The sequence below is a fragment of the Mesorhizobium montanum genome, from assembly GCF_033977145.1.
GTDB lineage: Bacteria > Pseudomonadota > Alphaproteobacteria > Rhizobiales > Rhizobiaceae > Mesorhizobium > Mesorhizobium montanum.
On sequence record NZ_JAVIJF010000013.1, the window covers coordinates 100,470 to 124,773 of the forward strand.

A 24,304-nucleotide genomic window follows, 5' to 3' on the forward strand; every position below is an offset into this window, starting at 1 on the left:
CACTGGAAGCACAATCGGCTTGACCCGGGAATGAAAATGCTATTTGCATATGAATGAAGCCTGATCGGCGCGGCTCCGCATCCTGCGAGCCGTCGCCGCAGGCGCTTGGGAGGAGAACATGACGAGACTGCTTCTGGCCGTTTCCACCGGCCTGGCCGGACTGATGCTGAGTGGCGCGGCTTTTTCGGCCGATCTGCCCGGCAAATTTCCTGGCGTGACGATCGACGTGAAGCTGATCGGCGGCCAGCAATATGAAAAGCTCTACGAGCGCATCCCCGAATGGGAGAAGGCGACCGGCGCCAAGGTCAACATCCTGACCAAGAAGAACGGCTTCGACATCGACAAGGAACTGAAGTCCGACATTGCCTCGGGCAGCACCAACTGGTGCGTCGGTTGGAACCATTCGTCCTTCGCGCCGCAGTATACGGGCCTTTATACCGACCTCGGCAAGTTGCTGCCGAAGGAAGAGATCGACGCTTTCGTGCCGTCGACGATCAAGGCCGCGACCATCGACGGCAAGCTGGAAATGCTGCCGCGCGCGCAGTTCGACGTCTCGGCGCTTTACTACCAGAAGAGCCTCTACGAGAACGCCGACAACAAGACCAGGTTCAAGGCCAAATATGGCTACGACCTTGTGCCGCCGGACACCTGGAAGGAAGTCACCGACCAGGCCGAGTTCTTCGCCAACCCGCCCAATTTCTACGGCACCCAGTTCGCCGGCAAGGAAGAGGCGATCAACGGCCGCTTCTACGAGATGGTGGTCGCCGAGGGCGGCGAATATCTCGACAAGGACGGCAAGCCCGTCTTCAACTCCGAGGCCGGTATCCGCGCGCTCGACTGGTTCGTCAACCTCTACAAGGCCAAGGCCGTGCCGGCCGGCACGACCAACTACCTCTGGGACGATCTCGGCCAGGGCTTTGCCTCCGGCACCGTGGCGATCAACCTCGACTGGCCGGGCTGGGCCGGTTTCTTCAATGATCCGAAATCGTCGAAGGTCGCCGGCAATGTTGGCGTCAAGGTTGCGCCGAAAGGCTCGTCGGGCGCCCGCACCGGCTGGTCAGGATTCCACGGCTTTTCGGTGACCGAGAACTGCGCCAACAAGGAGGCCGCCGCCTCCCTGGTCTGGTGGCTGACCAATGAGGACAGCCAGAAGCTGGAAGCCGCCGCCGGCCCGCTGCCGACCCGCACCGCGGTCTGGGACTGGGACCTTAAGCAGGCCGAAAACGATCCTTACAAAAAGGAGGTTCTCGCCGCCTTCCAGGAGGAGGCCAAGCACGCCTTCGCCGTGCCGCAGACGCCTGAGTGGATCGAAATATCGAACGCCGTCTACCCCGAACTGCAGGCTGCGATTCTCGGCGACAAGACCTCCAAGCAGGCCCTGGACGAAGCGGCCGCCAAGGCGACGCAGATCCTCCAGGACGCCGGCAAGCTCTAGAGACATTGTTGCCAACGCCGCCTTCCCCATCGCGGATGGGGGAGGCGACCGCGTCTTGCAGGCACGGACCTTTCCGTTTTCCGGCCGGGTCTTGACCAGCGATCGGCCCAGAGTTGAATGCAAAACCGCACAGGATCCTGATGAAGGGCTTCAAGCCATCCGCGCCGTTCCTGCTGCTGCTTCCGGCCATCGTCGTGCTGGCGGCGGTCGTGGTGCTGCCGTTGATCCTGTCGCTCTATTCCAGCTTCACGCCGTTCCGCCTGACGCGGCCCGAGACCTTCTTCGTCTTCGTCGGCTTTCGGAACTATCTGTCGATCCTGTCCAATGCCGATTTCTGGTGGGCCTTCGGCCGCACCGTCTTGTTGCTCACCATCGCGCTGAACCTCGAAATGCTGCTTGGCCTCGGCCTGGCGATGCTGGTCGAGAAGGCGACGCGCGGGCAGCGCATCCTGCGCACGCTGATGATGTTCCCGATGATGTTCTCGCCGATCCTCGTCGGCTTCCAGTTCAAGTTCATGTTCAATGACAATATCGGCCTGGTAAACAACGCGCTGCAGTCGCTGGGGCTCACGCAGGACGCCATCCCGTGGCTGATCGAAAGCCATCTTGCCTTCATCGCCATCTCGATCGCCGAGATCTGGTCCTCGACCTCGATCTTCGCCATCCTGATCCTGGCCGGGCTTCTCGCCATGCCGAAGGAGCCGATCGAGGCGGCGCGCGTCGATGGCTGCACGCCCTGGCAGACCTTCCGTTATGTGATCTGGCCGTTCGTCATGCCGTTTGCCTACATCGCCATGACGATCCGCTCGCTCGACGTGGCGCGCGCCTATGACATCGTCAAGATCATGACCGATGGCGGTCCGGCCGGCCGCACCGAGCTGTTGTGGACGCTGGTCGGGCGCACCGCCTACAGCGATGCCCGCATGGGCTTGGCCAATGCCATGGCTTATTTCTCGATCCTGCTCTCGATCGCCTTCACCGTCTATTTCTACAACAAGCTCGCCGCGGCGCGCGCGCAGATCGGCGCGGAATGGTGAAGATGGACGAAAACGCCTCCGCCCGCCTCACACGCCGCGCGCTGAGCGTCGCGCACCGTGTCGGCCTCTTCCTCGCCATGCTCGTCATCTGCCTGCCGGGCATCTGGATTGTGCTGTCGTCGCTGAGGCCGACGGTCGAGATCATGGCCAAGCCGCCGGTATGGATCCCGCAAGAGCTGTCCTTCGATGCCTATGTCGCGATGTTCAGCGGCATCGGCAAAGGCGGCATTCCGGTGCTCGACTATTTCCGCAACTCGCTGATCATCTCGGTCACCTCGACGGTGATCGCGGTGGCCATCGGCATGGCCGGCGGCTACGCCTTCGCGCGCTACCGCTTCCGCGGCAAGTCGGGCATGTTCCTCGGCCTGATGCTGACGCGCACCGTGCCCGGCATCGCGCTCTCGCTGCCGTTGTTCTTCCTCTATGTGCGGCTGGGCATCATCGACACCCATATCGGCATGATCCTCGCCTATGTCGCGCTCAACGTGCCGTTCACGATCTGGCTGATCGACGGCTTCTTTCGCCAAGTGCCGAAGGACCTCGCCGAAGCCGCGCAGATCGACGGCTGCACGCGCTGGCAGGCATTCTGGCAGGTCGAATTCCCGCTGGCGCGGCCCGGCATCGCATCGGCCGCGATCTTTGCCTTCCTCACCTGCTGGAACGAGTTCGCTTTAGCCTCGCAGCTCACCCGTTCCGTCAATTCCAAGACGCTGCCCGTCGGGCTGCTCGACTACACGGCCGAGTTCACCATCGACTGGCGCGGCATGTGCGCGTTGGCCGTGGTGATGATCATCCCGGCGCTGACCCTCACCTACATCGTCCAGAAACACCTCGTCGGCGGCCTCACCTCCGGCGCGGTGAAAGGTTGAAACGCATGGCAACGGTTTCGCTGAAAAAGCTCACCAAACGCTACGGCAACATCGGGATCGTGCACGGCATCGATCTCGAGATCGCCGACCGCGAGTTCATCGCGCTGGTCGGCCCGTCGGGCTGCGGCAAGTCGACGACGTTGCGCATGATAGCGGGCCTTGAGGACATCAGCGGCGGCACGATCGACATCGGCGGCCGAATGGTCAACGACCTGCCGCCGCGCTCGCGCAACATCTCGATGGTGTTCCAATCCTACGCGCTCTATCCGCACATGACGGTGCGCGAGAACCTCGGCTTCTCGCTCAAGATCGCGGGTGCTGCCAAGGACGACATGGACCGGCGCGTCGCTGAGGCCTCCGCCATCCTCGGCCTCGACGAACTGCTGGAGCGCCGGCCCTCGCAGCTTTCCGGCGGCCAGCGCCAGCGCGTCGCCATGGGCCGCGCCATCGTGCGCGATCCCGATGTCTTCCTGTTCGACGAGCCGCTCTCGAACCTTGATGCCAAGCTGCGCACGCAGATGCGCACCGAGATCAAGAAGCTGCATGCCAAGGTGAAGTCGACGGTCATCTATGTCACCCACGACCAGGTCGAGGCGATGACGCTCGCCGACCGCATCGTCATCATGCGCTCAGGCTACATCGAACAGGTCGGCACGCCGGACGAGGTGTTCAGCCGGCCCGCGACCCACTTCGTCGCCGGCTTCATCGGCTCGCCGCCGATGAACCTGCACGAGGCGACGGTGAGCGACGGCAGACTGGTGTTCAGCGGCGGCGACAGCCTGCCGCTGCCCGGCCAGTTCAAGTCGAAGACAGCGGCCGGCGACAAGGTCGTGTTCGGTATCAGACCCGACGACTTCTATCCGACCGGCCACGGCCTGAGCTCCGGCGGCGAAACCGAAGTTCATCGTGCGGAGCTGCCGGTCAGCATTACCGAGCCGCTCGGCAACGAAACCCTGGTCTTCGCCGAGTTCAACGGCACCGACTGGGTATCGCGCATGCTCAATCCAAAGCCGCTGAAAACGGGCGACAGGATCGGCATGAGCTTCGATCTCAGTCGCGCGCATCTGTTCTCCGCCGAAACCGGCAAGACGCTGAGGGGCTGACATGGCGAAAATCGAGAAAATCGAGCTGCGCATGGTCGACCTCGTGCCAAAGGTCAAGCGCACGGACGCGATCCAGAGCTTCGTCAGCCAGGAGACACCGATCGTCACCATCACCGATTCCGATGGCGCGACGGGCACCGGCTACAGCTACACGATCGGCACCGGCGGCTCGTCGGTGATGCGGCTTCTGGCCGATCATCTCGCGCCGCATCTGATCGGCCGCGACGCCGATCAGATCGAGGCGATCTGGCACGATCTCGAATTCGCCACCCACGCCACCACCATCGGCGCCATCACCGCGATTGCGCTGGCCGCTATCGACACGGCACTTTGGGATCTGCGCGCACGGAAGCAGAACCTGCCGCTCTGGAAGCTCGCGGGCGGCGCCAAGGACCGCTGCCCGCTCTACACCACCGAAGGCGGCTGGCTGCATATCGAGACGCAGGCGCTGGTCGACGATGCGTTGGCCGCGAAGGCCAAGGGCTTTACCGGCTCGAAGGTCAAGATCGGCAAGCCGCACGGCTCGGAAGATGTTGCGCGGCTGTCGGCGGTGCGCAAGGCGGTCGGCGACGGCTACGAGATCATGACCGACTGCAACCAGGGCTTTTCCGTCGACGAGGCGATCCGTCGCGCCGAGCGGTTGCGCGAGCTCGATCTCGCCTGGATCGAGGAACCGCTGCCGGCCGACGACATCGACGGCCATGTCCGGCTATCGAATTCGACCGCGACGCCGATTGCGGTCGGCGAGTCGCTTTATTCGATAAGGCACTTTCGCGAGTACATGCAAAAGGGCGGCTGCAACATCGTCCAGGTCGATGTCGGCCGCATTGGCGGCATCACGCCCTGGCTTAAGGTTGCCCATGCGGCAGAGGCCTTCGATATGCCGGTCTGCCCGCATTTCCTGATGGAGCTGCATGTCAGCCTGGCCTGCGCTATCCAGAACGGCAAATATGTCGAGTATATTCCGCAGCTCGACGAGTTGACGGGCAGGAAGATGCGCATCGAGAATGGTCATGCGCTGGCGCCTAGTGAGCCCGGCATCGGTATCGATTGGGACTGGGACGCCGTGAAGGCGAAAAGCATCGCCGAATTCACCACGGCGATCGTGAAATAGGAGGCGGATATGCAGCGCATGGGAATGGTGCTGGGCTTAAAACCCGAGAAGGTCGAGGAATATGTCCGGCTTCATGCCGATGTATGGCCGGACGTTCTCGCCATGATCTCGGCCTGCAACATCAGGAACTACTCGATCTACCTGAAACGGCCGGAGAACCTCTTGTTCTCCCATTTCGAATATCACGGCGCCGACTACGCCGCCGACATGGCCAAGATGGCGGCCGACCCGAAGACGCAGGAATGGTGGGCGGTCTGCATGCCCTGCCAGGAGCCGCTGGAGACCCGCAAGGAAGGCGAATGGTGGGCGACGATGGACGAGGTCTTCCATCATGACTGACGCCTTCGACCCGGCATCGCTGGCGCAGTTCTGGCCGAAGCCGTCGAAGCCGCGCCCGATCGTCACCTTCGGCGCCGGCTCGATCGTCGGCGATGCGCACTTTCCCGCCTACAGAAAGGCCGGCCTCCCGATTTCCGGCCTCTACGATCCGGACCAGGCCAAGGCACAAAAGCTTGCCGACAAATGGGACGTGACGGCGTTCCGTTCGGTCGAAGAGGCCGCAGCGGTGAAGGACGCGATCTTCGACCTCGCGACACCGCCCGGCCGGCACGCCGAGGTGCTGAAGACCCTGCCGGACGGCGCGGTGGCGCTGATCCAGAAGCCGATGGGCAACTATCTCGGCGAGGCGACCGAGATCCTCGAAATCTGCCGTGCCAAGAAACTCAGGGCCGCGGTCAATTTCCAGCTCCGCTTCGCGCCGATGATGCTGGCGCTGAAGGATGCGATCGCCAAGGGCTGGCTGGGTGAGATCGTCGATTTCGACGCGCTTCTGGCGCTCGACACGCCGTGGCAGCTCTGGGAGTTCCTGCTCAAGGCGCCGCGTGTCGAGATTGCCATGCATTCGATCCACTATCTCGACCTGATCCGCCAGCTTCTCGGCAATCCTTTGGGCGTGCATGCGAAGACACTCGGCCATCCCAACCACAAGGTCGCGCAGACCCGCACCAGCGCCATCCTCGATTATGGCGATACGGTGCGCTGCGTGCTCTCGATCAATCACGACCACAAATTCGGCCGCCGCCACCAGGCCTGCGAGTTCCGCATCTGCGGCACCGAGGGTGCTGCCTATGTCAAGCTCGGCCTCAATCTCGACTATCCGCGCGGCGAGCCCGATGTGCTGGAGATCCATCCCAAGGGCGGGTCGGACTGGGTCGGCGTCCCGCTCGCCGGCGAATGGTTCCCCGACGCCTTTGTCGGCCGCATGGCCAATGTCCAGCGCTTCGCTTCCGGCGAAGACGCCGAGCTGGTCAGTTCCGTCGAGGATGCCTGGAACACGATGGCGCTGGTCGAGGCCGCCTATAAGTCGAGCGCTGCGCCGGCGACGCCGCTGGCCGAAAAGCCGTAAGGCAGGACATGGAACAGATCACCTATTTCGAAGATTATGAGATCGGCGCGTCGCGCCTCACCAGCGGCCGCACCATTACCGAGACCGACTTCATCGTCCATGCCGGCCACACCGGCGATTTCTTCCCGCATCACATGGACGCCGAGTTCATGAAGACGACGCCGTTCGGCCAGCGCATCGCGCATGGCACGCTGGTCTTCTCGGTCGGCGTTGGCCTCACCGCGAGCGTGATCAACCCCGTCGCCTTTTCCTACGGCTACGACCGGCTGCGCTTCATCAAGCCGGTCTTCATCGGCGACACCATCCGCACGCGCACCACCATCGCGGCCAAGGAGGATGACCCGAAACGCCCTGCTTCAGGGCGCGTCATCGAACGCGTCGAGGTCATCAACCAGCGCGACGAGGTCGTGCTGGCCGCGGATCACATCTACATCGTCGAGCGACGACTCGGCTGACAGACGGAGACAAACAACATGGCTGATCTGACAGGTAAGGTCGCGGTCGTCACGGCGGCCGCGCAGGGCATAGGACGGGCAAGCGCGCTGGCTTTCGCAAAAGCCGGCGCCATCGTCCACGCCACCGACATCAACGAGGCGGCTCTGGCCGAACTCGCCAAGACATCCGGCGTCAAGACGCGAAAGCTCGACGTGCTGAACGACGAGGCGGTGAGAACCGCCTTCGCCGAGATCGGCCGCGTCGACGTGCTGTTCAACTGCGCCGGCTTCGTCCATGCCGGCTCCATCCTCGAGATGAAGGACGAGGATCTCGACTTCGCCTTCAACCTCAATGTACGCGCCATGATCCGCACCATACGTGCCGTGCTGCCCGGCATGCTGGAACGTGGCGATGGCTCGATCATCAATATGTCGTCGGTGGCTGGCGCCCCGAAGGGCGTACCGAACCGCTTCGCCTATGGCGTGACCAAGGCAGCCGTCATCGGCCTGACCAAGGCGGTTGCCGCCGACTATGTGGGCAGGGGCGTCCGCTGCAACGCCATCTGCCCCGGCACCGTTGAGAGCCCGTCGCTGCAGGGCCGCATGCAGGCGCAGGGCGACTACGAAGCGGCCCGCGCCGCCTTCATCTCCCGCCAGCCGATAGGCAGGATCGGCACGCCGGAGGAGATCGCCGATCTCGCCGTCTATCTGGCCGGCGCTACCTATACGACCGGGCAGGCCTACAACATCGACGGCGGCTGGTCGATCTGAGGCCGTTTCGGCAGCTAAGGTTGAGCGCGGGCGGCAATCCAGTTACGAGGCTGGCCAGTTACGAGGCTGGCCAGTTACGAGGCGGGCCGGTTACGAGGCAAAAATGACCAAGATTACGGACCTCAGAACTTTCGATCTGCGCTTTCCGACGTCGCAAAGCCTCGACGGCTCCGATGCGATGAATCCGGACCCGGATTACTCGGCCGCCTATGTCATCCTCGACACCGATGTCCCGTCGCTGAAGGGCCATGGCCTCACCTTCACCATCGGCCGCGGCAACGAAATCTGCTGCGCGGCGATCGAAGCGCTGCGCCACCTTATCGTCGGGTTGGATCTGGACTGGGTGAAGCAGGATCCCGGCCGCTTCTGGCATCACGTGACCGGCGACAGCCAGTTGCGCTGGATCGGCCCGGACAAGGGCGCCATGCATCTCGCGGTCGGCGCGGTGGTCAACGCTGTGTGGGACCTGTGGGCCAAGGAAGCCGGCAAGCCGGTCTGGCGCCTGGTCGCCGAGATGAGCCCGGAAGAGATCGTGCGCATCGTCGACTTCCGCTACCTCACCGATGCGATCACCCCGGCCGAAGCGCTGGATATCCTGAAGAAGGCCGAGGCTGGCAAGGCCGGGCGCATCGCCATGCTCGAACGTGAAGGCTATGCCTGCTACACCACCTCGGCCGGCTGGCTCGGCTATCCCGACGACAAGCTGCGGCGCCTCTGCCAGGAAGCCGTCGACCAGGGCTTTGACCACATCAAGCTGAAGGTCGGCCGTGACCGCGCCGACGATATCCGCCGGCTCAGGATCGCCCGCGAGGTGATCGGGCCGGATCGTTACCTGATGATCGACGCCAACCAGGTCTGGGAAGTCGACCAGGCGATCGACTGGCTCAAGGACCTGGCCTTCGCCAAGCCGTTCTTCATCGAAGAGCCGACCAGTCCCGACGACGTCGCCGGCCATGCGAAGATCCGCAAGGCGGTGGCGCCGATCAAGGTCGCGACCGGCGAGATGTGCCAGAACCGCATCATGTTCAAGCAGTTCATCGCCGGCGGCGCGATCGATGTCGTGCAGATCGATTCCTGCCGCATGGGCGGCCTCAACGAAGTGGTGGCGGTGCTTTTGATCGCCGCCAAGTTCGACCTGCCGGTCTGGCCGCATGCCGGCGGCGTTGGCCTGTGCGAATATGTCCAGCATCTGTCGATGATCGACTATGCCGCCGTGTCAGGCACGAAGGACGGGCGCGTCATCGAATATGTCGACCACCTGCACGAGCACTTCCTCGAACCCTGCGTCATGCGCGATGCCGCCTACATGCCGCCGGCCGCGCCTGGGTTCTCGATCGAGATGAAGGCCAGGTCGATTGAGGATTACCTGCATCGCTGAACCGCTGAACGACAGCTGCGTCAGATCCTGCGCTGTGCCGCATAGCTGCGAATCGGCTATGCCTCTGTCATGCAGGAAACATCCCTCTACGAACCGGTGAAGCGGTTCCTCGAGAGCATGGATTTCGCCGTCAAGGGCGAGATCGGCGGCTGCGACGTGGTCGGTGTGCGGGACGGCGAGCCGCCGGTGGTGGTGATTTGCGAGTTGAAGCTGCAATTCAATCTCGAGCTCGTCCTGCAAGCCGTCGATCGCGCCGCGGCCTGTGACGAGGTCTGGCTGGCTGCCCCGATGTCGGCGCGCGGCAAGGGCCGCGAGCACGACCGCCGCTTCCGCGCGCTGTGCCGCCGTCTTGGCTTCGGCCTGTTGGGTGTCGGCAAAAAGGGCGAGGTGGAGTTGCTGCTTAGCCCGGCCGCCTTGCCGCCGCGCCGCGATCCGCGGCGGCGCTCGCGCCTGGTCGAGGAACATCACCGCCGCAAGGGCGATCCGTCCATCGGCGGCAGCACGCGCAAGAAGCCGATCATGACCGCCTACCGGCAGGAGGCGCTGGCCTGCGCCGCCGCCATGGCCGATGGCCCGAAGCGGCCGCGCGATCTCAAGGCCGTTTCGCCGCGCGCCGCCGGCATCCTTCTGCACAACTACTATGGCTGGTTCGCCAGGGCCGAGCGCGGCGTCTACGCGCTGACCGAAGCCGGCGTTGCGGCGATTGGACCTTTGCCGGCGGCGCTGTAAGCCATCGCATGGTGGAATATTTGCCGGCTTACCACTCGGCGAACGAGCCGTCCTTGTGGCGCCAGACCGGGTTGCGCCAGCGATGCCCTTCCTTGGCGCGCTCCTTCACATAATCCTCATCGATCTCGACGCCCAGACCGGGTCTGTCCGGGATGGCGACATAGCCATCCTCATAGCGGAACACGTCCTTGTTGGCGGCATAGTCGAGCAGGTCGTTGCCGGCATTGTAGTGGATGCCAAGGCTCTGCTCCTGGATGAAGCAGTTGTAGCTCACGGCGTCGAGCTGCAGGCACGCGGCAAGCGCGATCGGGCCGAGCGGACAGTGCGGCGCGACCGCCACGTCATAGGCCTCAGCCATCGCCGCGATCTTGCGGCATTCGGTGATGCCGCCGGCATGCGACAGATCCGGCTGAATGATGTCGACGATCGCCTCCTCGAACACCGATTTGAAGTCCCAGCGGCTGTAGAGCCGTTCGCCGAGCGCGATCGGGGTCGAGCCGAGCGCCGCGATCTCCTTCAACGCCTCGCGGTTTTCGCTCAGCACCGGCTCCTCGATGAACATCAGCCGGTAGGGCTCAAGTTCCTTGACCAGGATGCGCGCCATCGGCCGGTGCACGCGGCCGTGGAAATCCACCGCGATGCCGATATTGGGGCCGACCGCCTCGCGCACTATGGCGACGCGCTCTATCGCGGCGTCTATTTTGTCGTGGCTGTCGACGATCTGCAGTTCCTCGGTGCCGTTCATCTTGAGCGCCTGGAAGCCGCGCGTCACGACGTCCCTGGCGCCGGCGGCCAATTCCGCCGGCCGGTCGCCGCCGATCCAGGAATAGACCTTGATCGTCTCGCGCAGCTTGCCGCCGAGCAGTTCATGCACCGGCACGCCGAGCGCCTTGCCCTTGATGTCCCAAAGCGCCTGGTCGATGCCGGCAATGGCGCTCATCAGGATCGGCCCGCCGCGGTAGAAGCCGCCGCGATACATCACCGTCCAGTGGTCCTCGATCAGCCGAGGATCCTTGCCGATGAGATAGTCGGCCAATTCCTTGACCGCTGCCTCGACCGTCAACGCCCTGCCTTCGACGACCGGCTCACCCCAACCGCTGACGCCGGCGTCGGTCTCGATCTTGAGGAACAGCCAGCGCGGCGGAACGAGGTAGGTGGTTAAGGACGTGATTTTCATGCGCTCGGTCAGTCTCAGTTGTTTTTCAGTTTCTTGGCGCTGGTCAGGTCGCGCGCCGCAAGGTCGAGGATTTTGCTCGCCGCCGTCCGCGCGGCGGCGGCATCGCGCATGCGCAGCGCCTCCACCACCTCGCGGTGCGCGGCGACCGCTTCCATGCGCCGTTCGAGCGAGATCGTCGCCGAGGCTTCCAGCGAGAATTTCAGGCCGGTGTCGATCAGATTGCCGATCTGCCGGAAGATCGGGTTGTGGCTGGCGGCATAGACGATCTGGTGGAAAACTATGTCGCTGCGCGAGAAGGCGGCGAGATCCTCGCCGGCGTCGGCCATGCCGCGCCACGCCGCCTCGAGATCGGCGATCTCCTGCAAAGTCGCCCGCGTTGCCGCAAGTTCGGCGACCAGCGGCTCGATGGCGCGGCGGGTTTCGAGGATCGCATCGAACAGCTTGTCGTCCAGCGCATGCGGCGCATGCCAGGCGAGCACCTGCGGGTCGATGATGTTCCAGTTGTCCTGGTCGCACACGACGGTCCCGACGCGTGGCCTGGACAGCACCAACCCCTTGGCCGCCAGCACTTTCAGCGCTTCGCGGATGACGGTGCGGCTGACACCGTACTCGATGCCGAGATCGTTCTCGGTCGGCAATGACGATCCGGCCGGATAACGCCCGGAGAAAATGTCGGAGGCAATCGCCTTGGTCACATCCGGCATGACGCGCGGACGGCGCGGCGTCTTGCGCGCTTCCTTGTCCTCGTCAGCCTTCTTCGGTGTTTCGTTCACCTCAGCCCCTCCTCCAAGGCAGCGAACCCTTCGGTTTGCGCGCAATTGGTCCGGCCTTAGCGGATGCGAGTGATTTGCGCCAGCGACTACTGATCACACCATCTATCCCATTTATCATACCAGATCAATTGACGGGTATGATAAAACTGATTACACCTTGCGAGCCCGAGCCCGCACTCGGCCGTTCGCTGGGAGGTAAACATGCGACTTTTGAAAACCGCGCTCGTCGCGGGCGCTCTCGCCGTCTTGTCGGTCACGACCATCGCGTCTGCCTACGCGCAGGACACCAAGATCGGCTTCATCGTCAAACAGCCGGAGGAGCCGTGGTTCCAGGACGAATGGAAATTCGCCGACCAAGCTGCCAAGGAAAAGGGTTTCACCCTGGTCAAGATCGGCGCCGAGGACGGCGAGAAGCTGATGTCGGCGATCGACAATCTCGGCGCGCAGGGCGCCCAGGGTTTCGTCGTCTGCACGCCTGACGTGAAGCTTGGCCCAGGCATCGTCGCTAAGGCGGCCGCCAACAATCTGAAGCTGATGACGGTGGACGATCGCCTCGTCGGCGCCGACGGCAAGCCGTTGGAAGACGTGCCGCATATGGGCATCTCCGCCACCAAGATCGGCGAGGCGGTTGGTCAGGCCATTATCGACGAGATAAAGGCGCGCGGCTGGAAGATGGACGAGGTCGGCGCGATCCGCGTTTCATACGACCAGCTGCCGACCGCGGTCGATCGCGTCGAGGGCGCGATTTCCGTGCTGAAGGCCGCCGGCTTCAAGGCCGGGAATATCTTCGACGCTCCGCAGGCCAAGACCGACACGGAGGCCGCGCTCAACGCCGCGACAGTGGTGCTCAACGCCCATGCCGACATCAAGAAGTGGGTCGCCTTCGGCCTCAACGACGAGGCGGTGCTGGGCGCCGTTCGCGCTTCCGAGAGCGTCGGCATTCCGGCCGACGGGATGATCGGCGTCGGCATCGGCGGCGCGGAATCGGCGATCAACGAGTTCAAGAAGCCGGCCGCGACCGGCTTTGTCGGCACGGTGATCATCTCGCCGAAGCGGCATGGCTATGAGACCGCGCTCAACATGTATGACTGGATCGCCAACAACAAGGAACCGGCTAAGCTGACGCTGACCGCCGGTGCGCTGGCCAAGCGCGACGACTATCAGAAGGTGCGCAAGGATCTCGGCATCGAATAGCCTTCCCTGTAAAAACAGGCGGCGGCCCGCGTCGTCGCCTGTTTGATATGACCCGGCAAGGGTAGCGCAGAAGGATCGAAGTCCGTGTCCTTTCTCGATTTCTCCAACATCACCAAGACCTATCCGGGCGTCTGGGCTCTGTCCGATGTGTCGTTCGGTGTCGAGAAGGGCGCCGTGCACGGATTGATGGGTGAGAACGGCGCCGGCAAATCCACCCTCATCAAGATCCTGTCCGGCGACCAGCATGCCGATGCCGGCGAAATAAGTATCGACGGCAAGGTCCAGGCCTATGCCTCGACCAGGAACGCTTTCGACAACGGCGTCGTCGTCATCCATCAGGAACTGCAGCTGGTGCCCGAGCTGACCGTCGCCGAGAATCTCAGCCTTGGCCGTTTTCCGGCAAACGCCGGCATCATCGCCCGCCGCCGGATGCTCGACGATGTCGGCGCCAAGCTGAGATCGGCCGGCATCGACATCGATATGCGCCGCAAGGTCAAGACGCTCTCGATCGGCGAACGCCAGATGGTCGAGATCGCCAAGGCCGTGATGCTCGATGCCCGCGTCATCGCGCTCGACGAGCCGACCTCGTCGCTATCCTCGCGCGAGAGCGAGATCCTGTTCGCGCTGATCGACCGGCTGCGCGGCGAAGGCAAGGTCATCATCTACGTCTCGCACCGCCTCGACGAGGTGTTCCGGCTCTGCGACAGCCTGACGGTGCTGCGCGACGGCAAGCTCGCCGCGCAGCACGCATCGCTGAAGGATGTGACGCGCGATCAGGTCGTCGCCGAAATGGTCGGCCGCGAGATTTCCGACATCTGGGGTTTTCGTCCGCGACAGGCCGCGGCTGTCCGCCTCAAGGTCGACAAATTGAGCGGCGCCACGCTGCGGACGCCGGCAAGCTTCGAAGCCCGTGCCGGCGAGATCGTCGGGTTTTTCGGGCTCATCGGCGCCGGACGCTCGGAGCTGATGCGGCTGGTCTTTGGCGCCGATCCACGCTCGGGCGGCACGATCGCCGTCGACGGCAAGGCGGTTGCCGCCGCCAGTCCGCATGATGCGATCAGGGCCGGCATCGTGCTGTGCTCGGAAGACCGCAAGCATGACGGCGTCATCCAGGGTCGTTCGATCGAGGAAAACATCAACATCTCGTCCAGGCGTCATCACACGCGCTTCGGCGTGCTCAGCCGCGCCAGCGAGATCGCGACGGCCGAAACCTTCATCAGGAAGCTCAAGGTGCGCACGCCTTCGCGCAGGCAGGACATCGTCAACCTGTCCGGCGGCAACCAGCAGAAGGTCATCCTCGGCCGCTGGCTATCCGAGCAGGGCATGCGCGTGCTGATCGTCGACGAGCCGACGCGCGGCATCGATGTCGGCGCCAAGTCGGAAATCTACGAGCTGCTCTACCAGCTCGCCGAGGACGGCATGGCGATCGTCGTCGTCTCCTCCGAACTGCCGGAGGTGATGGGCATTTGCGACCGCATCCTGGTGATGTGCGGCGGGCGCATCAGCGCCGAGCTCAAGCGCGACCAGTTTGCCGAAAGGGCGATCCTGGCCGCGGCCCTTCCCGACAAGAAACCCCCCGCCGCGATCGCATCATGAGGACAGCCGCCATGACCGATCAGTTGAAAAAGATACTGCTCGGCGAGCAGGGCCTCGTCGTCATCTTCATCGTCGCCTTCGCCTTGGTGTCGCTTCTGGTGCCGAACTTCCTGACCGACCGCAACATGCTTGGCCTGCTGCAATCGGTGGTCACCGTCGGCATCGTCGCCTGCACCATGATGTTCTGCCTCGCCGCGCGCGACTTCGACCTTTCGGTCGGCTCCATCGTCGCCTTTGCCGGCATGGTCGCGGTGATGGCCTCGAACGCCACCGGCTCGATCCTGCTCGGCCTCATCGCGGCGATCGCCTGCGGCGCGGTCGTCGGCTGGGTCAACGGCGTCGTCATCGCCAAATTCCGCATCAACGCGCTGATCACCACCTTGGCCACGATGCAGATCGTGCGCGGTTTCGCGCTGATCTCGTCGGACGGCCGCGCCGTCGGCATCAACAGCCCGGATTTCTACCAGCTGGCTCTGTCGAAGCTGCTCGGCATCCCGACGCCGATCTGGGTGCTGGCGGTGCTCTTCGCCATTTTCGGCTTTGTGCTGAACAGCACCGTCTTCGGCAAGAACACGCTGGCCATCGGCGGCAATCCGGAAGCCTCGCGCCTTGCCGGCGTCAATGTCGACAGGACGCGCATTTGGACCTTCACGCTGCAGGGCGTGGTCTGCGGTATCGCCGGCATCCTGCTGGCCTCGCGCATCACCTCTGGCCAGCCCAACGCCGCGGTTGGGCTCGAGCTGTCGGTCATCTCGGCCTGCGTGCTCGGCGGCGTCTCGCTTGCCGGCGGCCGCGCGACGATGTCGGGCGTCATCGTCGGCGTGCTGATCATGGGCATCGCCGAGAATGCGATGAACCTGCTCAACATCCCGGCCTTCTACCAATACATCGTCAGGGGCGTGATCCTGCTTCTGGCGGTCCTGCTCGACAATCTGCGTTCTTCGGCATTGGGGCGGCGCTAATGGCACGTCTCAAGGGAAAACGCATCTTCCTGACCGGCGCGGCGCAAGGCATCGGTTATGCCATCGCCGAGGCCTGCCTGCGCGAAAAGGCCGAGCTGTTCCTGGTCGACCGCGATGCAAGCCTGCTCGCTGAAAGCGCCGCACGTTTGGGTAAGGTTGCGCATGCCGCGGCCGACATCGCCGACGCCAAAGCGATCGGCGCCGCGATGGCGTCGGCGGCGAAGGTCATCGGCCCGATCAACGCCGTCGTCAACAATGCCGGCGTCAACGTCTTTTCGACGCCGCTCGACGCCACCGAGGATGACTGGACGCGCAATCTCGATGTCAATGTGAAGGGCGCCTGGCACTGCGCCAGGGCAGCGCTGCCCGGCATGATCGAACAGGGCGGCGGCGTCATCCTCAACATCGCCTCCACACATGCTTTCACCGTCATCCCGCACACTTTTCCCTATCCCGTCGCCAAGCACGCATTGCTCGGTCTGACCAAGTCGCTGGCGATCGAATATGCGGGCGACAATATCCGCGTGAATGCGCTCGCGCCCGGCTATGTCGCCACGCGGAAGGTCATCGACTACTGGAACAGTTTTGACGATCCGGAGGCGGCCCGCCGCAAAACGCTGGCGTTGCACCCGGGCGGGCGGATCGCCACGCCGGAAGAGATCGCCATGGCCGCGGTCTTCCTCGTCTCCGACGAATGCCCTTTCATCAACGCCGCCTGCCTCGTCGCGGATGGCGGCTTGAGCGTGCTTCACCACCCCTGACACAACGCCATACAATCGGAGGAAACAATGGCAAATGATGTCTTCGCAAAATCCCCGTTGACGCGCCGGCAGGCGCTTGCGCTTGGTGCAAGCGCCGCGCTGGTGGGCTCGCTCCCACGCATCGCGTTCGCGCAGGACCAGAAGGTCACGCTCTGGCATGGTTGGACCGGCGCCGACAACACCACGGCGCTCAACGGCGTCATCGACACCTTCAACAAGGGCGGCAAGGGCGTCGCGGTCGAGCCGACCGGTTATGACTGGGATACCTTGTTCTCCAAATGGGTCGTCTCGTCCGCCGGCGGCCGCGCGCCCGACCTGGTGCTCTTCCACATCACCGAACTGCCGGAATTCGCCACGCGCAAGGTCATCCGCCCGATCGACGACGTGGTCGCTTCTTCGGGCCTCGATCTGTCGCAGGTTCCGGACGCCGGCCGCACCGGCGTGACCTTCGACGGCAAGGTCTATGCCGCGCCGCTCGACGTCCATCCCCTCGGCTTCTACTACAATGTCGATATGGTCCAGGAGGCAGGCCTCGACCCGTCGAAGCCGCCGAAGACCGGCGAGGAGTTCCTCGAATGGGCAAAGAAGCTCACGGTCAAGGACGGCGGCGGCAAGGTCACGCGCTACGGCTTCGAATTGCCGAACACCTGGGCGACGGCGCGCTGGATCTGGTTCAGCCTGATGTACCAGTTCGGCGGCACCTTCCTAGACGACAAGGGCCTGGCCGCTGTCGACGGCGAGGCCTCGCAGAAGGCGCTGCAGTACCTCGTCGACCTGATCAACGTGCATGGCGTCACCAACCCGCAGGTCGGCGGCAACAAGGGTGAGGACGCTTTCGCCTCGAAGCAGGTCGCCATGAAGTTCATCGGCCCGTGGGAGGTCAACCTGCGCATGGCGCAGAAGATGAATTTCATGACCGCGCAGTTGCCGGTGTTCGGCGCGAAGCCGGCGGTGTGGGCGAACTCGCACTGCATGGCGGTGTCGAAGCAGCCCAACGAGGACAAGCTCGCCGCCGACGGCACCTTCATGAAATGGTTCTTCGATAATTTCGCAGCACCGGCCACCACCGTCGGCATCATCCCGCAGAGCAAGGCGGTGCGTGAAAGCGCTGCTTTCACCGGGACCGAGCAGTATAAATACTTCAAGTCCTTCGTCGACGACCTGCCGAACATCGTCTACGAGCCGCTGATCCCGCAATACCTCTCGGTCTTCTCCTTCGACAAGCCGACGCCGCTGGTCACCAACCTTCAGGCCGCGCTCAGCGGCTCCAAGCCGGTGCCGGACGCCTTGAAGGCGATGAAGGAAGGTCTCGACGCTCAGCTGCAGAAGAAGGGCTGATGACATCCGTCGCAAGCCGCCCGGCGGGCCGTTCGATGGCCCGCCGCGCATCGGCGCGAGAGGGCGGTCCGGTGCGAAGCGGCATGACGCTTGTCGCTTATCTTTTTCTTTCGCCGTATCTGGCGCTGTTCATAGCCTTCATGCTGTTGCCGACACTGGCCGCTGTCGGCATCAGCTTCATGCGCTGGGATATTCTCGGCACGCCTGAGTTCATCGGGCTCGACAATTACCGGCAGATATTTGCCGACCCGCTGTTCCTGACCGCCATCAAGAACACCTTCTACTTCGTCTTCCTGACGGCGATCCCGATGGTCGTTCTCGGTCTGGCGCTTGCCATGCTGCTCGACCAGAAGCTCAACGGAACCGCCTTCGTGCGAACGGTGGTGTTCCTGCCCTATGTGGTCATGGTCTCGACCGTCGGCATCCTCTGGGGTTGGCTGTTCGACAAGGGCACCGGCCTCGTCAATTACTACCTCACCACCATCGGCATCGAGCCGATCGCCTGGCTCAAGGATCCGCACTGGTCGATGCCGGCGCTGGCCATCACGACCATCTGGTGGACAGTCAATACCAACATGATCATCTTCCTGGCGGCGCTGCAGGACATTCCGGAAGAACTGCATGATGCCGCCACGCTCGACGGCGCCGGCCCGTGGCATCGTTTCGTCTACATCACGCTGCCCTTGCTGCGGCCAGCCATGGCGCTGGTCACCGCGCTCACCATCATCAATGGCTGGCGCGTCTTCGGCCAGGCCTATGTGATGACGCAAGGGGGCCCCGAGGCGAGCACTTTCGTCATCGTGCAGTATATCTACCTCACCGCGTTCCAGAATTTCGAGATGGGTCCGGCCGCCGCCGCGGGCGTGGTGCTGCTCTTGATCACGCTGGTGTTCTCGCTTGCCCAGATGAAGCTGATGAAGGCGATCTGATGCAGGACCAGCGATCCAACCGTGCCGGAAAATCGCTCGGCGGGCGCACGCTCGCCTATGTGCTGATGGTCATCGTGACGGCGCTGTGGGGCGCGCCGATCCTGTGGATGCTGGTCACATCCATAAAACCGGAAAGCGAGATCTACGCCTATCCGCCGGCCTGGATGCCGGACGCGCCGACGCTTCAGGCCTACGCCGCGCTGTTTCAGCGCTTCCCGATGCTGACCTGGTTCCGCAACTCGGCCGTTGTCGGCGTCCTGACGACCATGCTGACCCTGGCCGTCGATGCGCTGGCTGCCTATCCGCTGGCGCGCATGCAATTCCCCGGCCGCCGCGTCGTCATGGGCGTCATCTTCGCGACCTTTCTGCTGCCTTACGAATTGCTGTTCGTGCCGCTGTTCCTTGGCCTGAACAGCTACGGCCTCGTCGACAGCATTTTCAGCCTGACCGTGCCGGCCTCGGCGAATGCCTTCGGCGTCTTCCTGCTGACCCAGTTCTTCCAGGCCGTGCCGCGCGAACTGGAGGACGCCGCCGTCATGGATGGCTGCAGCCGCTTCGGCTTCTTCTGGCGCATCCTTCTGCCGCTGACCAAGCCGGGTCTCGCCACCGTGGCGATCTTCACCTTCGTCGCCAGCTGGAACAATTTCTTCTGGCCGCTGATAGCCACCAACTCCGACGAGACGCGCACGCTTCCCGTCGGGCTGGCGACGCTGGTTGGCGGGGCTGGCATGTCGATGAAGCAGAGCGTGCTGATGGCGTCCGCCGTCGTGGCCACCCTGCCGACGGCGATCTTCTTCCTGGCTCTGCAACGGCACTTCGTGCGCGGCATTGCCGCAACCGGTATCAAGGGCTGACGATGGCCGACATCGACATCGCCAGCGATCGTCTTCGCTGCGTGCTCTCCACACAAGGCGGGACCATCTGGCGGCTTGAAGCGGATTTGGGCAATGGCTGGTGGCAGCCACTGCTTCGCCCTCCGCCCGAAGGTTCGGACCGCGAGCCGCTCAAAGCCGGATGCTTTCCGCTGGTGCCGTTCGGCAACCGGGTCGAAGGCAACCGGTTTCAGTTCGACGGCATCGAGCATCGTCTGACGCCAAATACGCCCTGGGATAAACACTACCTGCACGGCGATGGCTGGCTGGGCGATTGGACCGCGGGCGTCCACGGCGACGCAACTGCATCACTGTCGTTCGAATTCCAAGGGGAGGCGTACCGCTACCGCGCCACGCAACGCTTCGAATGCGAAGGCACAACGCTGAGGGCGACGCTGGCCGTGACAAATCTGGGCGCACCGCCAATGCCGTTCGGGCTTGGCTGGCATCCTTTTTTCCCGCTGACACCGGCAACCACGCTGGAGGCGCGGGCATCAAGCTACTGGACGGAAAAGGCGGGCTGGCTTCCCGATGCCCGCATTGCCGTTCCCGAGACCCTGGACTTCAACCAACCTCAAAAACTGCCACGCCAATGGATCAACAACGGTTTTGAGGGCTGGGACGGTGCAGCCTCCATCGCCTGGCCGGAGCGGCGCATGCGGCTCGGCATTGAGACCACCCCGGCGTTGTCGCGCTACTTCCTCTTCATGTCCGACACGCGGTTCGACCCAGGCTACCGCGAAGACTTCTTCTGCTTCGAGCCGATGAGCCATTCGGCCAACGGCCACAATCTTTCGGATCTGGGTGGCCTGACGGTTCTCGCTCCGGGGCAGGGCATGACGGTTTCCATGACACTGCAGTGCAACGCGATGGGAGACGAATGACGAAGGTTGCGGAAGTCTTCCGCTCGCGCTCGGTGATGTCCGGCATACACGGTGTGCGGGAGCCGCGCTTCGCCGCATAAACATGACGCCCTGGGCGGTCACATCCGGTCCTTCAATCCGGCCAATCACCGTCGCGGAAGAATTCACGGCCGCCCGGTTGACTCATCGGTTCGTTCATGCAGAAATTGGTTGGACCATTGAACCACTTTAGGCTCAGCCGGCGTGACCGATTTCCTGCCCCCCATCCAGACCACGGCCCGCGACGACGCGGTGCTGAAGGCATTGGCGGGCTTCGTCCGCCAGGAGGCGCTGGGTCCGGGTGGAAAACTGCCGACCGAGCGCATCCTGGCCGAGCGGCTCAAGGTCAGCCGCAACACGGTGCGTGAGGCGCTCACCCGCTGGGAGGGTCTGGGCCTCGTCGAGCGGCGGCAGGGCTCAGGCACCTATCTGAAGGCCGCCGTCTCGCCCGACATGCTGCACATGCCGCTGACCCTGGCCGGCGGAAACGACTTTACCGGCTTGATGCGCACGCTGGAAATTCGCCGCGCGCTGGAGGCCGAGGCGGCCGCCCTTTGCGCCGTCCGCGCCGGCAAGGCCGAGATCGACGAGATCGAGCGCAAGCTCGACATCATGGAGGAAGCCTTCCGCACCCGCGCCGGCATGTCGTCGGAGGAGGACTGGGAGTTCCACCAGTCGATCTACCGCGCCTCCGGCAATCCGCTGTTCGAGCAGATCATCAGCGCCATGCATGAGCTGTTCCATCGCTTCTGGGAGCATCCGCTCGGCGTGCGCGACTTCGGCCATGCCAGCTTTCCCTACCACCGCACAATCTTCGACTGCATCGCCGCGCACGACCCGGACGGAGCCCGCGCCGAGGCGCTGAAGCTCATCGCCACGGTCGAGGACGATCTGAAGCGCGGCGCCGCCAACCTCAAACTTTCGGACCGCAAATGAACGAGCAGCCAAACACTTTCGATCCGGCCTCTTTGGCCAGCGACTATCTCGGCGAGGCGGCGACGCTTCTTGCGCATGACGATCCGTTTCCAGGCGGCGCCGTGGTGCCGCCGATCTACCAGACCTCGCTGTTCACCTTCGCCAATTACGCCGACATGGCCGACACCTTTGCCGGCAGGAGAAAGCAGCCGATCTATTCGCGCGGCGACAATCCGACGGTGATGGAATTCGAGGCGCGCGTCGCCGCCCTCGAAGGCGCCGAGGCCGCGCGCGGCTTCTCAAGCGGCATGGCGGCAATCAGCGCCACGCTGCTCGCCTTTGTCGGCGCCGGCGAGCGCATCCTTGCCGTGCGCAATTGCTACGGCGACGCCTACAGGCTGTTCGAGCGCCTGTTCCCGCGTTTGAACATCAAGGTCGACTATGTCGACGGCTCCGATCCCGATGCCGTTGCCGCAGCCCTTCCCGGCGCCAAGCTGCTCTACCTCGAAAGCCCGACCTCGATGATGTTCGAGCTGCAGGATATTGCGCATCTCGCCCGGTTGGCGAAAGAGCAGGGCATCGTCACCACCATCGACAATTCCTGGGCCTCGCCCGTGTTCCAGAAGCCAATCACGCATGGTGTCGATCTGGTGCTGCACTCGGCTTCCAAATATCTGGGCGGCCACAGCGACACCGTCGCCGGCGTTGTGGCTGGCTCGGCCGCACATATCAAACATATCAACGAGCAGACCTATTCCCAGCTTGGCGCCAAGCTCTCGCCCTTCGAAGGCTGGCTGCTGCTGCGTGGCCTGCGCACGCTGCCGCTGCGTTTGCCGCATCATATGAAGAGCGGACTCACCATCGCCGAGCGGCTGAAGGCGCATGGCAAGGTCGAGCGGGTCAATCACCCCGTCTATTCCAACCATCCCGGCAAGAAGACGCTTGCCGGTTATGCCGGGCTGTTTTCCTTCGAGGTCGCCGAGGATGTCGACATCCCGGCTTTCGTCGATGCGCTGAAGCTGTTCCGCATCGGCGTCAGCTGGGGCGGCCATGAAAGCCTGGTCGTGCCGGCAAAGGCCTCGCTCGAGCAGACGCCGGGCATCAATTCGATGGCGCGCTTCGGCGTCAGCCCCCGAACCATCCGCTTCAATGTCGGATTGGAAAATGTCGAGGATCTCTGGGCCGACATCGCCCAGGCCTTCGACAAGTCAAAAAAATAAACGGATCAAAATGGGAGTCCTGACGATGAAAAGACTGACCTTCATGCTTGCCGCCGTCGCCGGCCTAGCGATTTCCGCCAGCGGCGCGCTGGCCGACACCACCATCAAGCTGGTCGAAGTCATCACCAGCCCGCCGCGCACCGAATTCCTGAAGAAGCAGATCGCCGAATTCGAGACCGCCAACCCGGGCATCAAGGTGGAGGTGGTCTCGCTGCCCTGGGGCCAGGCCTTCGAAAAATTCCTCACCATGGTGCAGGCCGGCGACACGCCCGACGTGGTCGAGATGCCGGAACGCTGGATGGGCCTCTATGCCAACAACGCCCAGCTCGAGGATCTCGGCCCCTACATGGCCAAGTGGGATGACGCCAAGACGCTGGGCGACCGCGCCAAGCAGTTCGGCTCGACCGTCAACAACACCCAGTTCATGATCCCTTACGGCTACTATGTGAACGCGCTGTTCTGGAACAAGAAGCTGTTCAAGCAGGCTGGCCTCGACGGCCCGCCGGCGACGCTCGACGAGTTCGTCGCGGATTCCAAGAAGATATCGGCCATTCCCGGCAAATACGGCTACTGCCTGCGCGGCGGCCCCGGCGCCTTCAACGGCATGCACATGTTCATGAATATCGCCGACGGCAAGGGCGGTTATTTCAACGACGATGGCACCTCGACCATCAATGACGAAGGCTCGGTCAAGGGCCTGCAGATGCTGGCCGACATGTACAAGAACGGCCTGGCGCCGAAGGACGCCGTGAGCTGGGGCTTCAACGAAACCGTGACCGGCTTCTATTCCGGCACCTGCGCCATGCTCAACCAGGACCCGGATGCGCTGCTCGGCATTGCCGACAAGATGAGCGCCGACGACTTTGCGGTGGCGCCGCTTCCTGTGGGCCCCAGCGGCAAGTCCTATCCGACGCTCGGCTATGCCGGCTGGGCGATGTTCGCCAACTCCCAGCACAAGGATGAGGCCTGGAAGCTGATGTCGACGCTTTTGTCGCCCAAGGACAATCTGGAATGGGCCAAGGAAGTCGGCGTCGTCCCGATCCACAATGGCGCCGACCAGGATGCGCACTTCAAGACCGAGCAGTTCAAGGGCTGGTTCATCGAACTCAGCGACAGCTCCAAATATGAAATGGTGACGCCGCCGACGCATCTGGAAAACCTCGGCAACTTCGTCGACCAGGTGGCGATCAAGAATTTTCAGGAAGTGCTGCTCGGCCAGAAGCCGGCCAAGCAGGTGGCCGACGAATGGGCGGCTTTCCTGACCAAGGAGCAGCAGACCTGGCTGGCCAAGAATAAGAAGTAAGCGCAAGCTCTTCCTTCTCCCCGTTCTACGGGGAGAAGGTGGCCCGAAGGGCCGGATGAGGGGCAGCGCCATCCCCCAATAGGTTCG

General features: G+C 63.6%; 23 protein-coding genes and 1 pseudogene. 22 read left to right on the forward strand and 2 right to left on the reverse strand.

Annotated features, from left to right (window positions below):
- Window positions 1-118: 118 nt before the first annotated feature.
- The 11 genes and pseudogenes from RFM68_RS18670 (at window position 119) to RFM68_RS18720 (ending at window position 10,275) form a co-directional block, all read left to right on the forward strand.
- Window positions 119-1,435, forward strand: a complete 1,317-nt coding sequence (locus RFM68_RS18670) for an ABC transporter substrate-binding protein (RefSeq protein ID WP_320234475.1) — start codon at window positions 119-121, stop codon at window positions 1,433-1,435.
- 140 nt (window positions 1,436-1,575) lie between these two features.
- Window positions 1,576-2,472, forward strand: a complete 897-nt coding sequence (locus RFM68_RS18675; RefSeq protein WP_320234476.1) for a carbohydrate ABC transporter permease — start codon at window positions 1,576-1,578, stop codon at window positions 2,470-2,472.
- Between the two features lie 2 nt (window positions 2,473-2,474).
- Window positions 2,475-3,341, forward strand: coding sequence for a carbohydrate ABC transporter permease (locus tag RFM68_RS18680; protein WP_320234477.1), 867 nt, complete (start codon window positions 2,475-2,477; stop codon window positions 3,339-3,341).
- Window positions 3,342-3,346: 5 nt separating this feature from the next.
- Window positions 3,347-4,444: an ABC transporter ATP-binding protein gene (locus RFM68_RS18685; protein WP_320234478.1), complete on the forward strand. Its 1,098-nt coding sequence runs from the start codon at window positions 3,347-3,349 to the stop codon at window positions 4,442-4,444.
- Between the two features lies 1 nt (window position 4,445).
- Window positions 4,446-5,558: a mandelate racemase/muconate lactonizing enzyme family protein gene (locus RFM68_RS18690; protein ID WP_320234479.1), complete on the forward strand. Its 1,113-nt coding sequence runs from the start codon at window positions 4,446-4,448 to the stop codon at window positions 5,556-5,558.
- 9 nt (window positions 5,559-5,567) lie between these two features.
- Window positions 5,568-5,897, forward strand: coding sequence for an L-rhamnose mutarotase (locus RFM68_RS18695; RefSeq protein ID WP_320234480.1), 330 nt, complete (start codon window positions 5,568-5,570; stop codon window positions 5,895-5,897).
- The gene (locus RFM68_RS18700; protein WP_320234481.1) at window positions 5,890-6,963 is read left to right on the forward strand and encodes a Gfo/Idh/MocA family protein; all 1,074 of its coding nucleotides are present in this window, start codon (window positions 5,890-5,892) and stop codon (window positions 6,961-6,963) included. Before RFM68_RS18695 ends, RFM68_RS18700 begins: the two co-directional genes overlap by 8 nt.
- A gap of 8 nt (window positions 6,964-6,971) precedes the next feature.
- A pseudogene (locus RFM68_RS18705) lies at window positions 6,972-7,289 on the forward strand (MaoC/PaaZ C-terminal domain-containing protein); the annotation flags it as partial.
- Window positions 7,290-7,436: 147 nt separating this feature from the next.
- Entirely contained in the window at window positions 7,437-8,168 is a 732-nt protein-coding gene (locus RFM68_RS18710) for an SDR family oxidoreductase (RefSeq protein ID WP_320234483.1), read from the forward strand.
- Between the two features lie 103 nt (window positions 8,169-8,271).
- The gene (locus RFM68_RS18715) at window positions 8,272-9,546 is read left to right on the forward strand and encodes an L-fuconate dehydratase (RefSeq protein WP_320234484.1); all 1,275 of its coding nucleotides are present in this window, start codon (window positions 8,272-8,274) and stop codon (window positions 9,544-9,546) included.
- 69 nt (window positions 9,547-9,615) lie between these two features.
- Window positions 9,616-10,275: a DUF2161 domain-containing phosphodiesterase gene (locus RFM68_RS18720; RefSeq protein WP_320234485.1), complete on the forward strand. Its 660-nt coding sequence runs from the start codon at window positions 9,616-9,618 to the stop codon at window positions 10,273-10,275.
- Window positions 10,276-10,303: 28 nt separating this feature from the next.
- On the opposite strand, the gene dgoD is transcribed toward RFM68_RS18720, so the two are convergent.
- Complete coding sequence (dgoD, locus tag RFM68_RS18725) at window positions 10,304-11,452, reverse strand: galactonate dehydratase (protein WP_320234486.1); 1,149 nt, start codon at window positions 11,450-11,452, stop codon at window positions 10,304-10,306.
- A 14-nt stretch (window positions 11,453-11,466) separates the two neighbouring features.
- A complete protein-coding gene (locus tag RFM68_RS18730) occupies window positions 11,467-12,156 on the reverse strand; it encodes a FadR/GntR family transcriptional regulator (RefSeq protein ID WP_320234570.1) in 690 nt (229 codons plus the stop codon).
- A gap of 270 nt (window positions 12,157-12,426) precedes the next feature.
- Here RFM68_RS18730 and RFM68_RS18735 point away from each other — a divergent pair, with 270 nt between their 5' ends.
- The 11 genes from RFM68_RS18735 to RFM68_RS18785 all read left to right on the forward strand — a co-directional run bounded on the left by RFM68_RS18735 (window position 12,427) and on the right by RFM68_RS18785 (window position 24,217).
- Window positions 12,427-13,419: an arabinose ABC transporter substrate-binding protein gene (locus RFM68_RS18735; RefSeq protein WP_320234487.1), complete on the forward strand. Its 993-nt coding sequence runs from the start codon at window positions 12,427-12,429 to the stop codon at window positions 13,417-13,419.
- Window positions 13,420-13,503: 84 nt separating this feature from the next.
- Complete coding sequence (gene araG, locus RFM68_RS18740) at window positions 13,504-15,015, forward strand: L-arabinose ABC transporter ATP-binding protein AraG (RefSeq protein ID WP_320234488.1); 1,512 nt, start codon at window positions 13,504-13,506, stop codon at window positions 15,013-15,015.
- An 11-nt stretch (window positions 15,016-15,026) separates the two neighbouring features.
- Window positions 15,027-15,977 (forward strand): L-arabinose ABC transporter permease AraH, encoded by a 951-nt coding sequence (gene araH / locus RFM68_RS18745; protein ID WP_320234489.1) that lies wholly within the window; start codon window positions 15,027-15,029, stop codon window positions 15,975-15,977.
- Window positions 15,977-16,738, forward strand: a complete 762-nt coding sequence (locus RFM68_RS18750) for an SDR family oxidoreductase (protein ID WP_320234490.1) — start codon at window positions 15,977-15,979, stop codon at window positions 16,736-16,738. The genes araH and RFM68_RS18750 overlap by 1 nt, the downstream gene beginning before the upstream one ends.
- A gap of 27 nt (window positions 16,739-16,765) precedes the next feature.
- On the forward strand, window positions 16,766-18,076 hold the full coding sequence (locus RFM68_RS18755; RefSeq protein ID WP_320234491.1) for an ABC transporter substrate-binding protein: 1,311 nt from the start codon (window positions 16,766-16,768) through the stop codon (window positions 18,074-18,076).
- A complete protein-coding gene (locus RFM68_RS18760) occupies window positions 18,076-19,005 on the forward strand; it encodes a carbohydrate ABC transporter permease (protein WP_320234492.1) in 930 nt (309 codons plus the stop codon). Before RFM68_RS18755 ends, RFM68_RS18760 begins: the two co-directional genes overlap by 1 nt.
- Entirely contained in the window at window positions 19,005-19,859 is an 855-nt protein-coding gene (locus RFM68_RS18765) for a carbohydrate ABC transporter permease (RefSeq protein WP_320234493.1), read from the forward strand. Before RFM68_RS18760 ends, RFM68_RS18765 begins: the two co-directional genes overlap by 1 nt.
- A gap of 2 nt (window positions 19,860-19,861) precedes the next feature.
- The gene (locus RFM68_RS18770) at window positions 19,862-20,761 is read left to right on the forward strand and encodes an aldose 1-epimerase (protein ID WP_320234494.1); all 900 of its coding nucleotides are present in this window, start codon (window positions 19,862-19,864) and stop codon (window positions 20,759-20,761) included.
- A 222-nt stretch (window positions 20,762-20,983) separates the two neighbouring features.
- The gene (locus RFM68_RS18775) at window positions 20,984-21,715 is read left to right on the forward strand and encodes a FadR/GntR family transcriptional regulator (RefSeq protein WP_320234495.1); all 732 of its coding nucleotides are present in this window, start codon (window positions 20,984-20,986) and stop codon (window positions 21,713-21,715) included.
- A complete protein-coding gene (locus RFM68_RS18780) occupies window positions 21,712-22,914 on the forward strand; it encodes a PLP-dependent transferase (protein WP_320234496.1) in 1,203 nt (400 codons plus the stop codon). Before RFM68_RS18775 ends, RFM68_RS18780 begins: the two co-directional genes overlap by 4 nt.
- Window positions 22,915-22,939: 25 nt before the next feature.
- Window positions 22,940-24,217, forward strand: a complete 1,278-nt coding sequence (locus RFM68_RS18785) for an ABC transporter substrate-binding protein (protein WP_320234497.1) — start codon at window positions 22,940-22,942, stop codon at window positions 24,215-24,217.
- Window positions 24,218-24,304 lie beyond the last annotated feature (87 nt).

Coding starts and splice junctions, on each gene's coding strand:
- RFM68_RS18670 (WP_320234475.1), top strand. CDS start 119: ATGACGAGACTGCTTCTGGCCGTTTCCACCGGCCTGGCCGGACTGATG.
- RFM68_RS18675 (WP_320234476.1), top strand. CDS start 1,576: ATGAAGGGCTTCAAGCCATCCGCGCCGTTCCTGCTGCTGCTTCCGGCC.
- RFM68_RS18680 (WP_320234477.1), top strand. CDS start 2,475: ATGGACGAAAACGCCTCCGCCCGCCTCACACGCCGCGCGCTGAGCGTC.
- RFM68_RS18685 (WP_320234478.1), top strand. CDS start 3,347: ATGGCAACGGTTTCGCTGAAAAAGCTCACCAAACGCTACGGCAACATC.
- RFM68_RS18690 (WP_320234479.1), top strand. CDS start 4,446: ATGGCGAAAATCGAGAAAATCGAGCTGCGCATGGTCGACCTCGTGCCA.
- RFM68_RS18695 (WP_320234480.1), top strand. CDS start 5,568: ATGCAGCGCATGGGAATGGTGCTGGGCTTAAAACCCGAGAAGGTCGAG.
- RFM68_RS18700 (WP_320234481.1), top strand. CDS start 5,890: ATGACTGACGCCTTCGACCCGGCATCGCTGGCGCAGTTCTGGCCGAAG.
- RFM68_RS18710 (WP_320234483.1), top strand. CDS start 7,437: ATGGCTGATCTGACAGGTAAGGTCGCGGTCGTCACGGCGGCCGCGCAG.
- RFM68_RS18715 (WP_320234484.1), top strand. CDS start 8,272: ATGACCAAGATTACGGACCTCAGAACTTTCGATCTGCGCTTTCCGACG.
- RFM68_RS18720 (WP_320234485.1), top strand. CDS start 9,616: ATGCAGGAAACATCCCTCTACGAACCGGTGAAGCGGTTCCTCGAGAGC.
- dgoD (WP_320234486.1), bottom strand. CDS start 11,452: ATGAAAATCACGTCCTTAACCACCTACCTCGTTCCGCCGCGCTGGCTG.
- RFM68_RS18730 (WP_320234570.1), bottom strand. CDS start 12,156: ATGCCGGATGTGACCAAGGCGATTGCCTCCGACATTTTCTCCGGGCGT.
- RFM68_RS18735 (WP_320234487.1), top strand. CDS start 12,427: ATGCGACTTTTGAAAACCGCGCTCGTCGCGGGCGCTCTCGCCGTCTTG.
- araH (WP_320234489.1), top strand. CDS start 15,027: ATGACCGATCAGTTGAAAAAGATACTGCTCGGCGAGCAGGGCCTCGTC.
- RFM68_RS18750 (WP_320234490.1), top strand. CDS start 15,977: ATGGCACGTCTCAAGGGAAAACGCATCTTCCTGACCGGCGCGGCGCAA.
- RFM68_RS18755 (WP_320234491.1), top strand. CDS start 16,766: ATGGCAAATGATGTCTTCGCAAAATCCCCGTTGACGCGCCGGCAGGCG.
- RFM68_RS18760 (WP_320234492.1), top strand. CDS start 18,076: ATGACATCCGTCGCAAGCCGCCCGGCGGGCCGTTCGATGGCCCGCCGC.
- RFM68_RS18765 (WP_320234493.1), top strand. CDS start 19,005: ATGCAGGACCAGCGATCCAACCGTGCCGGAAAATCGCTCGGCGGGCGC.
- RFM68_RS18770 (WP_320234494.1), top strand. CDS start 19,862: ATGGCCGACATCGACATCGCCAGCGATCGTCTTCGCTGCGTGCTCTCC.
- RFM68_RS18780 (WP_320234496.1), top strand. CDS start 21,712: ATGAACGAGCAGCCAAACACTTTCGATCCGGCCTCTTTGGCCAGCGAC.
- RFM68_RS18785 (WP_320234497.1), top strand. CDS start 22,940: ATGAAAAGACTGACCTTCATGCTTGCCGCCGTCGCCGGCCTAGCGATT.